Origin of the sequence: Bradyrhizobium genosp. SA-4 str. CB756, from assembly GCF_000473125.1 — a bacterium.
GTDB lineage: Bacteria > Pseudomonadota > Alphaproteobacteria > Rhizobiales > Xanthobacteraceae > Bradyrhizobium > Bradyrhizobium arachidis.
Genome location: NZ_KI421499.1, coordinates 3,211,751 through 3,227,196, shown reverse-complemented (window position 1 = coordinate 3,227,196; position 15,446 = coordinate 3,211,751). Strand labels below are relative to the sequence as shown.

Annotated in this window: 13 protein-coding genes and 1 tRNA gene; 13 read left to right on the top strand and 1 reads right to left on the bottom strand. The window is 63.9% G+C overall.

Annotated features, from left to right (window positions below; all coding sequences use genetic code 11):
* The first annotated feature begins 19 nt into the window (after positions 1-19).
* The 5 genes from BRAGE_RS0115885 (at position 20) to BRAGE_RS55865 (ending at position 4,021) form a co-directional block, all read left to right on the top strand.
* Positions 20-754: a tRNA-uridine aminocarboxypropyltransferase gene (locus tag BRAGE_RS0115885; protein WP_027558009.1), complete on the top strand. Its 735-nt coding sequence runs from the start codon at positions 20-22 to the stop codon at positions 752-754.
* 200 nt (positions 755-954) lie between these two features.
* The gene (locus BRAGE_RS0115880; RefSeq protein ID WP_027558010.1) at positions 955-1,671 is read left to right on the top strand and encodes an ABC transporter permease; all 717 of its coding nucleotides are present in this window, start codon (positions 955-957) and stop codon (positions 1,669-1,671) included.
* A 7-nt stretch (positions 1,672-1,678) separates the two neighbouring features.
* The gene (locus BRAGE_RS0115875) at positions 1,679-2,431 is read left to right on the top strand and encodes an ABC transporter ATP-binding protein (protein WP_027558011.1); all 753 of its coding nucleotides are present in this window, start codon (positions 1,679-1,681) and stop codon (positions 2,429-2,431) included.
* A gap of 56 nt (positions 2,432-2,487) precedes the next feature.
* A tRNA-Cys gene (locus BRAGE_RS0115870) sits at positions 2,488-2,561 on the top strand.
* 1,313 nt (positions 2,562-3,874) lie between these two features.
* On the top strand, positions 3,875-4,021 hold the full coding sequence (locus BRAGE_RS55865; RefSeq protein WP_167336504.1) for a hypothetical protein: 147 nt from the start codon (positions 3,875-3,877) through the stop codon (positions 4,019-4,021).
* Between the two features lie 84 nt (positions 4,022-4,105).
* Here BRAGE_RS55865 and BRAGE_RS0115860 read toward each other — a convergent pair whose 3' ends face one another.
* A complete protein-coding gene (locus BRAGE_RS0115860) occupies positions 4,106-4,300 on the bottom strand; it encodes a hypothetical protein (RefSeq protein ID WP_027558012.1) in 195 nt (64 codons plus the stop codon).
* A 252-nt stretch (positions 4,301-4,552) separates the two neighbouring features.
* Here BRAGE_RS0115860 and BRAGE_RS0115855 point away from each other — a divergent pair, with 252 nt between their 5' ends.
* The 8 genes from BRAGE_RS0115855 to BRAGE_RS0115815 all read left to right on the top strand — a co-directional run bounded on the left by BRAGE_RS0115855 (position 4,553) and on the right by BRAGE_RS0115815 (position 15,432).
* Positions 4,553-4,813 carry a hypothetical protein gene (locus tag BRAGE_RS0115855; RefSeq protein ID WP_027558013.1) on the top strand — a complete coding sequence of 87 codons (261 nt, stop codon included), beginning with the start codon at positions 4,553-4,555 and terminating at the stop codon, positions 4,811-4,813.
* A 468-nt stretch (positions 4,814-5,281) separates the two neighbouring features.
* Positions 5,282-6,166, top strand: coding sequence for an ABC transporter substrate-binding protein (locus BRAGE_RS0115850; RefSeq protein WP_051378463.1), 885 nt, complete (start codon positions 5,282-5,284; stop codon positions 6,164-6,166).
* Entirely contained in the window at positions 6,166-7,788 is a 1,623-nt protein-coding gene (locus BRAGE_RS0115845; RefSeq protein ID WP_027558015.1) for an amino acid ABC transporter permease/ATP-binding protein, read from the top strand. Before BRAGE_RS0115850 ends, BRAGE_RS0115845 begins: the two co-directional genes overlap by 1 nt.
* Positions 7,789-7,831: 43 nt before the next feature.
* Positions 7,832-9,073, top strand: a complete 1,242-nt coding sequence (locus tag BRAGE_RS0115840) for an acetamidase/formamidase family protein (RefSeq protein ID WP_027558016.1) — start codon at positions 7,832-7,834, stop codon at positions 9,071-9,073.
* Between the two features lie 134 nt (positions 9,074-9,207).
* Positions 9,208-11,538: an acetamidase/formamidase family protein gene (locus BRAGE_RS0115835; RefSeq protein WP_027558017.1), complete on the top strand. Its 2,331-nt coding sequence runs from the start codon at positions 9,208-9,210 to the stop codon at positions 11,536-11,538.
* Between the two features lie 14 nt (positions 11,539-11,552).
* On the top strand, positions 11,553-11,936 hold the full coding sequence (locus BRAGE_RS0115830; protein WP_027558018.1) for a RidA family protein: 384 nt from the start codon (positions 11,553-11,555) through the stop codon (positions 11,934-11,936).
* A gap of 1,577 nt (positions 11,937-13,513) precedes the next feature.
* Complete coding sequence (locus BRAGE_RS48700) at positions 13,514-13,801, top strand: hypothetical protein (RefSeq protein WP_141263135.1); 288 nt, start codon at positions 13,514-13,516, stop codon at positions 13,799-13,801.
* A gap of 29 nt (positions 13,802-13,830) precedes the next feature.
* The gene (locus BRAGE_RS0115815) at positions 13,831-15,432 is read left to right on the top strand and encodes an ABC transporter substrate-binding protein (RefSeq protein WP_231164021.1); all 1,602 of its coding nucleotides are present in this window, start codon (positions 13,831-13,833) and stop codon (positions 15,430-15,432) included.
* Positions 15,433-15,446 lie beyond the last annotated feature (14 nt).

The window sequence follows — 15,446 nt, the reverse complement described above, 5'->3', positions numbered from 1 at the left end:
TGAGCGTATAGCGGCGGTCATGTCGAACCTTACAGACCCAGCCCCGGCCGAGCCGATCCCCGAATGCCCGCATTGCCAGAAGCCAATGCCGCTGTGCATCTGCGACAGCGTCACGCCGATTGAGAACCGTCTCTCGCTGCTGATCCTCCAACATCCGCAGGAGCAGGACAGGGCGCTCGGCACCGCGCGCTTGCTGGCGAAGCATTTTGCCGATGCCACCGTGCGCGTCGGCCTGTCATGGCCGAGCCTGTCCAAGGCGCTTGGCCGGCCGGTCGAGAACGCCGCGCGCTGGGCCGTGCTCTATCTCGGCTCGGCCCGCGCCGCCGATCTCGAGGCTGAGGGCGAGATTGTCGCGCTCAACCGCAAGGGCGAGATCGCCGAGAACCAGCGCGCCATCCTCGGCAAGCTCGAAGGCGTGGTGCTGCTCGACGGCACCTGGAGCCAGGCCAAGGCGCTGTGGTGGCGCAATCCCTGGATGCTGAAATGCCAGCGCGTCATCCTCAACCCCGCGCATCCCTCGCGCTACGGGCGCCTGCGCAAGGAGCCGCGCAGCGATGGCCTGTCGACCATCGAGGCCGCGGCGACGATCCTGGCCGGCCTCGAGCGGCGCCCCGATATCGCCGAGATCCTGCACGCGAGTTTTGAACGGCTGTTAACGCGCTACCGCGAGGTCCAGGCCGAGATGCCCGAACTGGCGCCGAAACCTGCGCCGAAGGGCCGCCGGCGCGACTTCAGGCGTCGCAAACGAGCCTGACTCCAGCCCACATCCTCCGTACGATTGATTGCACCGCGCCAGGCGGGCGGATAGAGAGCATCGGCCAGACAGGCCGCGCTCTGCTATCCTGTTTGCAGCATCGGAAAGTCGGAAGCGGAAGGGGCCGTCGAATTCAGCGCGTAGCGAAGGAGATCCTGGCACAGGCGGCGCGGCCCGATCGCTGGGGCACGCTCGCGCTGATGGACATTTCGCTGCGCTACCGGCGCACCGTCATCGGCCCGCTCTGGATCACGCTGACGCTTGCCGCCACGATCGCAAGCGTCGGGACGGTTTACGCGGCGCTGTTCAAGCAGGATATCACCGCTTTCCTGCCACCCTTCGCCGTTGGCCTGATCGTGTGGACGCTGATCGCGACCACGCTGCAGGAGGGTTCCAACATCTTCGTCGCCTCCGGTCATCTGATCAAGGCGGTGCCGGCGCCGCTGATCGTGCATGTGCTCCAGATGATCGCGCGCAACGTCCTCATCTTCGCCCATCATCTGGTGATCGTCGTCCTGCTCTATCTGGTGATGCCGTGGCCGCTGCATTGGAGCATGCTGCTCGTCGTGCTCGGATTTGCGATCCTGCTCATCGTGCTGCTCGGCGGCTCGGTCGCGCTCGGCATGCTCTGCGCGCGCTTTCGCGACATCGGCTCGGCCATCGTGAGCGGATTGCAGTTCGTCTTCTTTCTCACGCCGATCATCTGGACCGAGGAGACCGTGCGCGGCACGACGTTCCATTGGCTGGTCCGCGTCAATCCTTTCGCGACGCTGCTCGATCTCGTGCGCAGGCCGCTATTGTCGCAGCCGACCGATCCCGAGCAATGGTTGCTCGGGGCGCTCTATGCCGGCGTCGTCGCAATCATCGGCCTGTCCTGCTACGCCCGATACCGTCATCGCGTGGCGTATTGGCTGTGAGGCGCGCATGACGACTGCCGCCCACATTTCCCTGCGCGACGTCTCGGTGACGTTTCCGGTGCTGTCGTTCCGCGACCGCTCGCTGCGCAGCCGCTTCGTCAGCGCCGTGACGCTGCGGCGGAATGCGGCGGTCCCGCACATCGTCTCGGCCTTGAGCGGCGTCAATCTCGACATCCGCGCCGGCGATCGTCTCGCCATCGTCGGCGCCAATGGCGCCGGCAAGACCACGCTGCTGCGGGTCCTCGCCGGCATCTACCATCCGACCGCGGGCAGTGTGGACGTCAACGGCCGGTGCCTGTCGCTGTTCGACCTGTCGGCCGGCTTCGACGAGGAGGCCACCGGCTACGAGAACATCATGCGGCGCGGGCTCGTGATCGGGGCCCGCCGCGCCGAGATCGACGCTCGCCGCGCGGAGATCGCCGAGTTCACCGAGCTCGGCGACCGGCTCGACCTGCCGCTGCGCACCTATTCCAGCGGCATGATGCTGCGCCTGACCTTCGCGGTCGCAACCGCGGTCGAGGGCGAGATCGTGCTGCTCGACGAATGGATCGGCGTCGGCGACCAGCAGTTCCGGAAGAAAGCGCGGCAGCGGCTCGACGAGATCGTCGCGCGCGCCGGCATCCTGGTGCTGGCCTCACACGACGTCGATCTCATCAAGGCGACCTGCAATCGCGCGATTCTGCTGGAGGAGGGTCGGATCGCGGCTTGCGGCACGACTGAGGAAATTCTCGGCCGCTATCTCGGCGGCGCCAGGACGTAGGCACCCGGTCGGGGTTGCCTAAGCCATTGATCCCCTATATTGGTCCGCCCTTATGGGGCCACGTGGCGGAGTGGTTACGCAACGGTCTGCAAAACCGTGTACACCAGTTCAATTCTGGTCGTGGCCTCCATCACAAGCTTCTGAAATTACTTGCAAAAATAATTCCCTATCCGTTCCGCTGATGCGGACTGCTACCGGATTGCTACCATTCGGTTCCGGCGTCCGCGCGGCTGCCTTCAGAGCGGCATCGACCATCGCCGCGGACTGGGAAGCGCGACCGCCAGCGGCTGGCGGCGCATGCCCGCCGGCTCAGACGATAAAACGACAAGGGCGCGGGGCTTCGGTTCCGCGCTTTCATTTGACGACGCGGTTCGCCTTGGTCCGTTAGATTGAAGGGCTAGGGTATCCGCAGCGCTCACGGGTTATAAGCACGTGCCCTTGCCGCCAATTTTTGACCACGTGCCCGTTCCAACATTGATGGTGCTTTTGGGCGTAGCCAATCAACGCCAAGATAATCAAAGCTACTGCGACGCATCCGGCTACGATGTTCTGTGCCATGGCTGCCACTCCGCAGGACCACAACGTCAAAGGATAGATGAACACCCAGAGATCGCAGCCGTCAATGCGCCGCAGATCAGCCCGAGATCGATCAAGCACGTGCTGCGCCGCCGCTTCCCTGAGGGAGACTGGCACGAGGCCGCCGGTTCACGCTGGCGGGCCGCCAGTCTCACCACTTGCGGGCTACGTTTTTCACGCGTTCGAGTGCGACGAACGCAGCGCCAACCAATGACGTGTTTACAAGCGAGTCGTGAACTTTGGTTCTGAAAGGCTCTGGCGCATAAGTGATGGCGAGACCCGCAGTGGGTACGAGAACTATCAGGCCGACAATTGTGATACGCTGCTACACGCTGCCGGAGCACATGGTGCCCGACATCTCGCACGGCCGAATGTACTGCAAATGGTTGAGGGATAGGCACGGTATAGACACCGACGCCAACTTACGCCCACGTCTACGAGGACGGTCGGAGGGTTGCGGCGAAAGCCTACCCTGAAGCCCTATTGCCGAATTTCAGGAGGCACTTCCGCGAGGAGTGCTGCCGAATCGCGCGATTGAATATTTCCGTGGGCGCGACAGCGAGGCTCTTCAGTACCTCCCGAAGCTGATCGCCGACAGCAAACCGAAGAAGCTGAACCAGGGGGCTCGGCAGCCTTGGCGAGAGCGTAGGGCGTCGGAGTCTGATCGGCGCCCACGAGGCAGGATCAGCGCATTATCGACGAGCTTCGGGAGTTCGAGCAGTTTTGCCTGGGGCTGGCCGAGGAGAGACAGGGCGGCGCCACCGGATTTGCCCGGGGCTTGGCGGAACCCGGCGATTCAGGCCCGATGGCATAGACTTCGCATCTGCGAAGCGATGCATTCCCCATCACCCGAGCGCTGGAGCAGCCGTGGGCGACATCGTCCGATTTGTCCCGAAATCCGAGCTGGAGCGGGCCCGTCTCATTCGCGAGGCCCGCGCGATCTATGACAGCATCTTTCCGCCGGCCATCCCCGACAGGGTGCCGCAGGACGGCGAGGAGCGCGTCAAGACCTGATCGCGGCCGCGCCGGGCTCGGCGCTTGGCCAAAAAGCAAAACGCCCGCGACTCGCGGGCGCATCGGCTCATCATGAAAGTGGCCTCAGCCGGCCGCGTACCAGCCGTCCGGAAACGGCAGCAGGGGCCAGGCGCCCTCATTGTCATTCGCAGCCTTGGGCGTCGCGTTGAAGCTCCACGAGCGGGGCACGAATTCCTCCTCCGCCGCGGGCTCAAAATCCTGATGGACCATGGCGTCCCGGACGGCATCCAGCAGCAAGTTGAATTCGGCTTCGCTCATCACACCCTCCGGCAATTCGGAGCGCGAATGTCGCAAAGCCGGTTTGTTTCCAAATTGAGCCGATCGTTCGAATTCTAACGATCCGACGATCGCGGCCCGATTGGTTAGCGATTCCTGAAAAATCCCCGCGCAAATCTAGGCAGCCCGGGCGCAACGCCAGTGTGAAAGAGATCACATTCTCGGCGGTTTATTTCTCCTACGCCTTCACACACCGGCCAATGGTGGCCGGTCGGGCAGAGCGGGAGACTGGTCATGAAGGCGAGGTTCTTGCGGTTTGCGGGTGTGAAGAGCCGGGCGCGTCGCGCCTCGACGGTCGGACTATTCCTGGCGCTGTTTGCCTCCGCCGCCCAGGCGCAGGGGACGCCCGAGCAGCGCCGGGCCTGCACCCCCGACGTCTACCGGCTCTGCGCCGGCGAAATCCCCAATGTCCGCGCGATCACGGCCTGCCTGCGCCGTAACCGGTCAAGCTTGAGCGAGGCTTGCCGCACCGTGTTCGATCAGGCCGGCGGCTGACATAGCTGACCTGTGGTTTTGTGCGCAGCAAGTGGCCTGCGCGGGCTCGCGAATCCGGCATGATCAGCCTGTGGATATGCTGCGGACAGCCTGTGAAGTGCTGTGGATACCGGACGCAGATGTGTCGGCCGCGCGCCGCATTCCCGTCGTCTGTCGTCATATCTCTGTCAACTAACTTCATCATCTGATTCTCGGGTCGCGCTAATTGATGCGCCATTCAGGATAATTTGGTTCGCCCGAATTCGGAATTGAGTGCTGTAGCGTGCATCGCGCACGAACAGTTTTTGTGCAGCCCCTTGCCCAAATCGCGGGCCTCGTCCGTCCAATTTTTTGTACGCCCGCGGACAAGCTTTTCGCGGCCCACTCCCGCACGCTTCCTTCCTGAACACTGGACCATGGCAGGCGCCATGACATTTCGGAGGAACTGGCGAGATGGAGAAATCGGTTGGGCCCCAGGCGCGGCAGGGGATGGCGCGCACAACATTGCGCTGGCGCAAGCTCATGCTCGGCGCCGCCATCGCTGTCGGCCTGGTCGCCGCAGCACCGCTGAGCGCGCACGCCGCCGCACCGGCCGCCTGCGCCGCGCTCCAGGAGAAATATCCGGACTGGAAGGGCAAGACGCTCGTCAACGCCATCAACCCGCACACGCCGGGCTATGAGACGATCGATCCCAAGGATCCCAGCAAGTATATCGGCTTCGACATCGATCTCGGCGAGGCCATCGGCGAGTGCCTCGGCTTCAAGCTGACCTACAAGCCGGTGACCTTCGCAGCGCTCCTGACCACGCTCGCCGCCGGCCAGGCCGACATCGTGATCTCCGACATCTACGCGACCAAGGAGCGCGCCAAGGCCGCCGACTTCATCACCTATTCGAAGGTGTTCGACGGCGTGCTGGTCGCCAAGGGCAATCCGAAGGGCATCAACGGCATCAACATGTCGATGTGCGGCACGGCGGCCGCCGAGAACACCGGCTATGTCGAGGTGCCCCTGATCCAGGCGCTGATCCCGGAGTGCAAGAAGGCCGGCAAGCCCGAGCCGACCATCCAGCTCTACGACAACAACGCCAACTGCATCCAGGCGATCCTCGCCGGCCGCGCCGACACCTACATCAACGACGTCAACACCGTCGACAGCGCAGTGAAGGCCTATCCGGACAAGCTGGAGAAGGCGATCGCGGTGACGATCCCGTATTCGGTCGGCATCGCCGTTCCCAAGGACAAGCCGAAATTCCGCGACGCCGTGCTGGCCGCGCTGATCGAGGTGCAGAAGGCCGGCACGCATATGGAGCTTCTGAAGAAGCATGGGTTAGACGTGAACAACTTCAAGGAGCCGGACATTCTGACGGCTGACTGATGTCGCTGTTCCTCCATTACCTGAGCATGCCGTATCTGCTCGAGGGCATCGAGCTCACCCTCGAGGTGACTGCCCTCGGGCTCGGCGGCGGATTGATCCTCGGATTGATCCTCGCCGGCATGCAGCTCTCGCGCTTCTGGCCTCTGGCGGCGATCGCCCGGGGCTACACCGTGATCTTCCGCGGCACGCCCCTGATCCTCCAGATGGTGTTCGCCTACGACGCGCTGCCGCATATCGGCATCAAGCTGCCGGCGGTGCTGGCCGCGGGCCTGGCGCTCGCCTGCAACGAGGCGCCGTTCATCGCGGAAATGCTGCGTGCCGGCGTACTCGGCGTCGATCGCGGACAGCTGACGGCCGGCCAGGCCCTCGGCATGACGCCATCCATCCTGATGCGCCGGGTGATCGCTCCACAGGCGATCCGCACCATGATCCCGGCCTTCGGCAACGAGGCAGTCAGCGCGCTGAAAAACTCCTCGCTCGCTTCCGTCGTCGCGGTGCAGGAGCTGACCCTGCGATCGACCCAGCTGGCGTCCTCGACCTTCGACTTCTTCTCGATCTTCTTCGCCTCGGGACTGCTGTATCTCGTGCTGACCGCCACCATCAGCGGCATCCAGCTCTTCGCCGAATGGCTGCTCGACCTCGATCGCACCACGCGCCGCGAGCGGAAGCTCGCCGACTATCTCCCCTGGCGCCGCGTTGAACTTGCCACCAAGCTCGACCTTGCCGATGCGGCTGGCGCCGATCCCGAGCCCGCACCGGCTGAGCTGACCGACACCCCGCCGCTGGCCCTGACCCGCGAGGAACGCGCCCGCCGCGCCGCGACGATTGCGCGCAACAATATCGCGGTCGAAGCCAAGGGCCTCGCCAAGAGCTACGGCCCGCAAAAGGTGCTCGACGGCCTCGATCTCACCATACGCGTGGGCGAGGTGGTGGCGCTGCTCGGCCCCAGCGGCTCCGGCAAGAGCACGCTGCTCCGCTGTATCAACCATCTCGAGAACTGGGACGCTGGCACCATCCGCGTCGGCGGCCGCCGCCTCGGCTTTGGCGAAGATGGCAAGCCGCTGTCGCCGCGCGCCATTGCCAATGAGCGCGCCAGCGTCGGCGTCGGCATGGTGTTCCAGCAGTTCAATCTGTTCGCCCATCTCTCGGCCAAGGAGAACATCGCCGGTCCCTTGCGCTGGGTCCACGGCATGACCCGCATTGATGCCGAACGCCGCGCCGCCGAGCTGCTCGACCGGGTCGGGCTCTCGCATCGCGCCGATGCGTTGCCGCGACATCTGTCCGGCGGCCAGCAGCAACGCGTCGCCATTGCCCGCGCGCTGGCACCGAACCCGAGCGTGCTGCTGCTGGACGAGCCGACCTCGGCGCTCGATCCCGAACTCGTCAACGAGGTGCTGGAGGTGATCCGCCGCCTGGCCATCGATGACGGCCTCACCATGATCATCTCGACACACCAGATCCGCTTTGCCGACGAGGTCGCCGACCGTGTCGCGTTCTTGAGCGGCGGCGCGATCATCGAGGAGGGACCGGCGCACGAGGTGCTCTCCAATCCCCGCAATCCGCTGACCGCGCGTTTCCTCAGCGTGATGGAAACCGACAAGACTCCAGAGGCGGTGCGATGAGCGCTCTCTCCATCACGTTCAAGACCCCCGAAGAGGCCACCTCATGAAGCATGTGACGCTGCCGGTTTCGCCCAAGACCGTTCACTGGGGCTATTTCTCCAAGAAGGTCGCGCCGGCTCTGACGCTACGCTCGGGAGACCGCGCCACTATCGAGACGCTGACGCATCATGCCAACGACGATTATGAACGCATGATCCAGGGCGATCCCGGCGCCGAGAGCGTGTTCCACTGGACGCGTGAGCACAAGGCAGTCGCGCGCCGCGGCTCGGGCCCGGTCGAGGGCCCGTTCATCCGCGGCGCGGGCGAGGGGATCGGCGTGCATCTGCTCACCGGCCCGGTCGCGATCGAAGGGGCCGAGCCCGGCGACATTCTGGAGGTGCGGATCCTCGATGTCCGGCCGCGGCCGAGCTGCAGCGCCTGCCACGCCGGCCGCTGCTTCGGCTCCAATGTCGCGGCGAACTGGGGCTTTCACTATCACGACCTGATCGAAGAGCCGAAGCCGCGCGAGGTCGTGACCATCTTCGAGCTCGACACCTCGGGCGAGCCCCACGCAAAGGCCGTCTACAACTACGTCTGGACGCCGCAGACGGACCCCGACGGCATCGTGCACCCGACCATCGACTATCCCGGCGTGCGCGTTGACCACGGCACCATCAAAAAGCGCGAGAACATCCTCTCCAGCGTGAAGGTGCCTGCGCGACTGCATTTCGGCACCATGGGCCTCGCGCCGTCGGAAGCCGATTTCGTCAGCTCGATCCCGCCGAGCTACACCGGCGGCAACATCGATGACTGGCGCATCGGCAAGGGCGCGCGGATGTTCTATCCGGTCGCAGTCCCCGGCGCCTATTTCTCGGTCGGCGATCCCCATGCGGCCCAAGGTGACAGCGAGCTCGGCGGCACCGCGATCGAGACCTCACTCACCGGCGATTTCGAGTTCATCCTGCACAAGAAAGCTGATCTGGCCGGCACCCATCTCGAAGGCCTCGACCATCCCATGCTCGAGACCGACCATGCCTGGTCGTTCTACGGCTTCACCTATCCGAACTATCTCGCCGCGCTCGGCGCCGATGCGCAAACCGAGATTGCCAATCATTCGAGCCTCGACCGTGCGATGCGCGATGCGTTCCGCAAACTCCGGAGATTCCTGATGACGGTGCATCGCCTGAGCGAGGACGAGGCGATCTCGCTGCTGTCGGTCGGCGCCGATTTCGGCGTCACCCAGGTCGTCGACGCCAATTGGGGCGTCCACGGCACGATCCGCAAGAGCATTTTCCGATGCGACTAATGCATTGACAGACATTCCGTTTTTGGGATGAACGCGTGAAGGACAAGCCCCGCCTGTGGCCCGTCGCGGCGACGGATGATCGCGTGCGGCTGGCACGGAGGTTGCTTCGATCGACCGCAATCTGGGTCGATCCGATGAGCTTCCGTCCGTTCACGAGCGAGTCCTACGCGCAAGACGACCGCCCCGAAGCCTGGCGGGACGTGCTGGCCGCGGTCGGGCTGCAACCGGCGGGCGGCCACAGCTTCTTCGACGGGCACGCGACGGCATCGCATCGCCACGCCGCGGGTGTTGCGCTGACGCGCATGGCCGCGGGCGCGCAGAGCGTCGCGCCGCTCGCGCAAGCGCATGACGACCTTCCGATCGCGCTGATGCCGGTCGAGGACGGCATGGTGCTGAAGAGCGCTGGCGGCCATCGCATCGTTCCCGTCGGCCATCTCCTGCTGCTGCCGCGCAACGGCGACTGGAGTATCGTGTTCCAGCGTGACATGCGCGCAGTCGTGCTGTCGGTGACCTCAAAAGCACTGCACGGACGGCTCTCGGGCAAGCCGCGGCTCGGCGAGCCCCGCGTCGTCCCGCCCAGCGGCTTTGCCGATGTGTTCTCACGCCTGTTGGACGCCACCGCGCGCACGCTCGACACATTGAGCGATGCCGAATGGAATTCGGTCGCGCAGTCTCTCGTCGACCTCCTGCTGACACTCGCGCATCAACTTGCGGCCTCGACCTCGGACGCCGGATCGAGCGCGACCCAGGCTGCGCTGCTGCACCGGATCTGCCAGACCATCGAGCGCCGGCTCGACGATCCAGATCTGGTGCCGGCGCGCGTGGCGCAGGCCGAGGGCATTTCCGAGCGGTACTTGCAAAAACTGTTCGAGACAGTCGGCGATAACTTTACCCACTATGTCCGCGAGCGCAGGCTTCAGCGGGCCTGGGCTGACCTGTCCAACCCGACCGAGGCACATCGCTCGATCTCGGAGATCGCCTACGCATACGGCTTTGGCGATTCCGCGCATTTCAGCCGCGCCTTTCGCCATCGCTTCGGCCTTCCGCCGCGCGAGTTCCGCCAGCAGGAGGCGGAGCGGGCGACCTCACAGCATGGCGCAGCGGGACAGCGCGGCTGGCCGCAGGAGGCGCTGGCACAATTGCGCGCGCATCAGAGCGTGGAGGCCCGAAGCAGCATTGCGCGTCCCGGCGCCGAAGAACGGACGACGGCCGAGCGCAGGCACCACCACCTCCCGGTCGAGGCCAGCCGCGTTCATTGGGGCTATTTCAGCCGCTCGCTGCCGCCGCAGATCGAGATTGCTTCCGGCGATAGCATCACCATCGAGACGCTGACGCAGCACGCCTCTGATGCTCCCGACATGATGATCGCGGGCGATGCCGGCGCCGAAAGCGTGTTCGGCTGGACGCGCGACAGGAAGAACGTCGATCGCCGCGGCGCCGGGCCAATGGATGCCAGCGTGTTCGGCCGCGGTGCCGGCGAGGGGTTTGGCGTGCACATCTGCACCGGGCCCGTTGCGGTGAAGGATGCCCAGCCCGGCGATGTGCTGGAGGTCCGTATCCTGGACATCGTACCGCGCGCGAGCAACAATCCCGACTACGCCGGCCGTGTGTTCGGCTCCTCCGTCGCGGCATGGTGGGGCTATCACTACAACGAGTTTCTCGGGGGCCCCAAGCCGCGCGAGGCCGTCACGATCTACGAGATTTTCGACGACGAGAAAGCTCCGCACGCTCGCGCGCTCTATTCTTACCGCTGGGAGCCGCAGACCGATCCGTTTGGCGTCGTCCACACCACCTACGACTATCCCGGCGTCCCCGTCGTATCGGGCACGATCAAGCGCCGACATGCCGTGCTCGACGGCATCCGCATTCCGCTGCGGCCGCATTTCGGCGTCATCGCGGTGGCGCCGCGCGAGGTCGATTTCGTCGATTCAGTGCCGCCGTCCTATTTCGGCGGCAATCTCGACAATTGGCGGCTGGGGAAGGGGGCGACCGTCTATCTTCCGGTCTCCGTGCCCGGCGCGCTGCTGTCCGTCGGCGATCCCCACGCAGCTCAAGGCGACGGCGAATTGAGCGGCACCGCGATCGAATGCTCGATGACCGGCACATTCGAGGTGATCCTGCACAAGAAGGCCGATCTCGCCGGTCAGCCCTATGCCGATCTCTCTTATCCCCTGATCGAGACCGCGACCGACTGGGTGCTGACCGGCTTCAGCCACCCCAACTACCTCGCCGAGTTCGGCGCGCAGGGCCAGAGCGAGGTTTACGCAAAATCCTCTCTCGACCTCGCCATGAAGGATGCCTTCCGCAAGATGCGGCGCTTCCTGATGAACGTCAAAGGCCTCAGCGAGGACGAGGCGATCGCGCTGATGTCGGCGGCCGTCGATTTCGGCGTCACGCAAGTCGTCGACGGTAATTGGGGCGTGCACGCCATCCTCAGCAAGCGCCTGTTTCAGGACGCGACTTAACAAGGATATCTCAGGTGAAATTCCACATGATCAGCGGCGGACCGAAGCCGGTCGCGCCGTTCAGCCACGCGGTGGAGACCGATGGCTTTGTCTTCGTCACCGGCCAGATGCCGGACACGCCGCAGACGCCGGGCATGCTGCCCGACGGCATCGTCGCCCAGACCCGTGCGGTGATGGAGAACCTGAAGGTGGTTCTCGCCGGCCTCGATCTCGGCCTCGAGCACGTCGTGATGACGCGCATCTATCTGACGCGCTTCAAGGAGGACTACGCCGCGATGAACGAGACCTACCGCACGTTCTTTCCGTCAGATCGGCTGCCGGCCCGCACCTGCGTCGGCGTCACCGGACTTGCCTATGACGCGCTGATCGAGATCGACCTGGTGTGCCGTCGGCCGTGAGCTCGGCTTTCGTAGCCCAGTGAGCGAAGCGATCCCCGGGACCGCCGCTCGCACGAATCCCGGATGTCGCTTCGCTCATCCGGGCTACAAGACTACAAGCCCTTGCGGCACCCGATGGGCAAAACACCCAATTTGCGGGTCAATCAGTTCACGCAAAAAGATTCTACTTTACCGAAATTCGGCTTTGTCGTAGTCCTGTTTCACCTCATCCCTGTCAGAGGGGCGTATCGCGATCGTCACGAAACGCGGGATGAATGGCGGTGGACGCAGGCCGCGTCGGCGCGATGAGGATCGCAGGGCGGGAAACCGTGAGCGACGATCTCGCGCATACGACCGGTGCGGTCAGCGTACGGTAAAACCGTGTCGTCCTGGCGCCCGGGGTCTGTGCGCCAAGTCTTGCGGTGATGTGTGCTGCCCGACCGGGTGGGCACATCAGCCATCTGCAAGGCGACGGGGGCAATAGTGCATCGCTCCCCGGGGAGAGCTCGGCATAAGCCGTAAAGCCACTGCGCAGGGAAGGCCGGGTTGTTTCCGGCGTCACCTGTATGCCGCTGTGCAAATTTCGTAGCGCATCCTTCGCACAATGGACCGTGGGTGCCAGCCGGCACCCGGTCTTCCCTTCGCCCTCTGACAGAAGAGGGTGTCGAGATGAAGCAACGCTCGGGCGAACCAAGCCGCGAGGGTGCGGATCTATGTCTGCGTGTTGAGATGCAAGTTAGGGCGAGAGGTGAGGCGTCCAGCCGTCATTGCGAGCGAAGCGAAGCAATCCAGAATCTTTCCGCGGAATGACTCTGGATTGCTTCGTCGCAAGAGCTTCGTCGCAATGATGATGTAGAGGGAGCCTCACGACCTCCGTCTCGTGCCCCGGACGCGGCGCATCCACGAGTGGTGCGCTCGACAGCTCCAGACCTCTCCGGCGATCATATGGGACCGATCTGGGTCACTTCGATTGAATCACGAGTGGGGAGCGGAAACCAGGATTTCGGAGATGCCGATGCGTCCGTCAAAAGTTCCAAGGACCATTGCAGCCAACTTGCGGCCTCGTTTCGAACTTAATCGCGCGCTAGCTGCATCACGTCGGAGTGAGGTTCCACACCATTTGCGCCGGCAAGCGGATAGATGTCGAAAGTGAGGCAACGGAGACCGGCGGGGCGGTGAAGGTTCGGGGTTATTCTCGCGGTCAGATGCGTATCGCATCCCGCGATGTTGGATCGGCATCCGACATCTTGAGTTCTCTGCCAATCGATGGTTGCGGTTCGACCGGGACGACAGAGATTTTCTGTGTGCCGCCCTCTTTGCTTTCAGCTTTTCCGAGGGCAGCAAAAGCGCCAATTCACAACAACAGAGCATCACAGGATTAGCGTATGAGTCCCTTGAGTGAGCAAGACCGAACTACCCCCCATGATCCACTTTACTATGCGCCCCGCCGAATTCGCGAGATGCCACGGTCGCCACTATCCGCTCTTGACGACCTGCACTTCGAACCAGACGAGGCCCCCGCTGAGCGGCGCGCTTCAGTCGAGGCGCTCGAGAATGCAGTCTACCAATCGTTGCGTCGGCCACTCGAGCCTGAGGTCATGGAGAAGCCTTCGACGCCGCGGCGCGTTCGGAATGGGCGCAAGACGTTGTTCGTGGTGGCGACCGTTGGCGTCTCGGCGGTCGCGGCGCTGTTCTTTGCCCTGAAGGTTGAGGCTCAACAGGAGTCCGCCATCGCCGCGTCCTTCGCCGCGGCCGTGCAGTCGATGAAAACCGCGCGGCCACAGCAAAGCGCCGGCCAAACCGTTACGCCCGAGCAGTCCGAACAGCTACTTCAGCAATTCATGGAATGGCGCCAAAAGACCGGTTCCGCCGAGACGTCGCAATGATTGAAATGGCATATACGGAGACAGCGACGATGCGCGATATCGGATATGGCTTGACGATCGTGCAGAACTCGCGATTGCGCTGGATAGCGGTTGCACTTGGCGCTTTGTTCACGACCGCCGCGGGCGCCGCGCCTGGCGACAATTTGAATGTCGTGCGCGACTTGGCGGGCCGCGTGGGGCCGATCGTTGGTTCGGCGCTGGCGTGCCCGGACGTCGCGCGCCCTCGGATCCAGTTCATCGTCGACAAATTCCAGGCGGTGATCAAGGCAAACGCGTCCAACGAGACCGACCGCGACGGTCTCTCGCAGCTGTTCGATCGCAATGTCGCGGATGGCCGCAATGCTCTGACCGCAGGCCGGACCAATTGCAGAACGGCGGAACGTCAGCTTGCCGATCTCGAACAGTCGCTTGCCGGGAAGTCGGCATCACTGATCGACGCGATCGGGACGGCGCCAGTCACTGCCGCGACGGCGCCCACGGCGTCGTTGCCGCGAGCGGCTCTCGCCTCCTCCGCGCGCGGAGTGACCGCGAACGAAATCCGGTTCGGGATGGTGGCACCGTTCTCCGGTCCGGCGAAGGAACTCGGGCGGCAGATGAAACTCGGGATCGATACCGCTTTCAATCAGGCCAACGATGCCGGCGGCGTGGAGGGCCGGTCGCTCCGGCTGGTCTCGGCGGATGATGGCTACGAGCCGACGCGGACTGTGGATGCCATGAAGCAACTCTACGAAAAGGATCAGATCTTCGGCTTCATAGGAAATGTGGGAACGCCAACCGCTGCCGTCGCAGTACCCTACGCGCTCGAGCGGCGGGCATTGTTCTTCGGCGCGTTCACGGGGGCGAATGTTCTGCGCAACGACCCTCCCGATCGGTATGTGTTTAACTATCGCGCGGGCTACGCGGAGGAGACCGACGCCGCCGTCCGCTACTTGATAAAGCTGCGCCGGCTGCAGCCCCGACAAATCGCCGTATTCGCCCAGCAAGATTCCTATGGTGATGCCGGATTTACGGGCGTCTCAAAGGCGTTTCGTTCGCTCGGCCTGAACGACAGCTCCATTCTCCGGCTCAACTACAAGCGGAATACGGTGGACGTCGACGACGCGGTCAATCAGCTGAAGGCGCAAAAGGGCACGATCAAAGCCGTGGTCATGGTTGCAACCTACCGGGCCGCCGCCAAGTTCATCGAGAAGACGCGCGATGCTTTTCCTGCAATGATTTACACCAACGTCTCGTTCGTGGGCAGCACCGCACTTGCCGATGAATTGATGCTGCTTGGGCCGCGCTTCGCCAATGGCGTCATCGTGACACAGGTGGTGCCTGCGGTTGGCGGCTATTCCAGCGCTGTCCTCGAATACAAAAATGCGCTCGCCAAATATTTTCCGGGAGAGGCGCCGGACTACGTGTCGCTTGAAGGTTATATCGCCGCCAACGTCTTGATCCAGGCACTCAAACGGACAGGCGCGCAGCTCGATACTGAAAGACTGATCGACGTTCTTGAGAATACGCACAATCTCGATCTGGGCCTCGGCACTTCTCTCAATTTCAGCCGTGCCGAACACCAGGCGTCGCACAAGATCTGGGGAACGGCGATTGACGAAAACGGCCGCTACAAGTCCCTCGAGCTTGAGTGAGTATCGGAGCACCG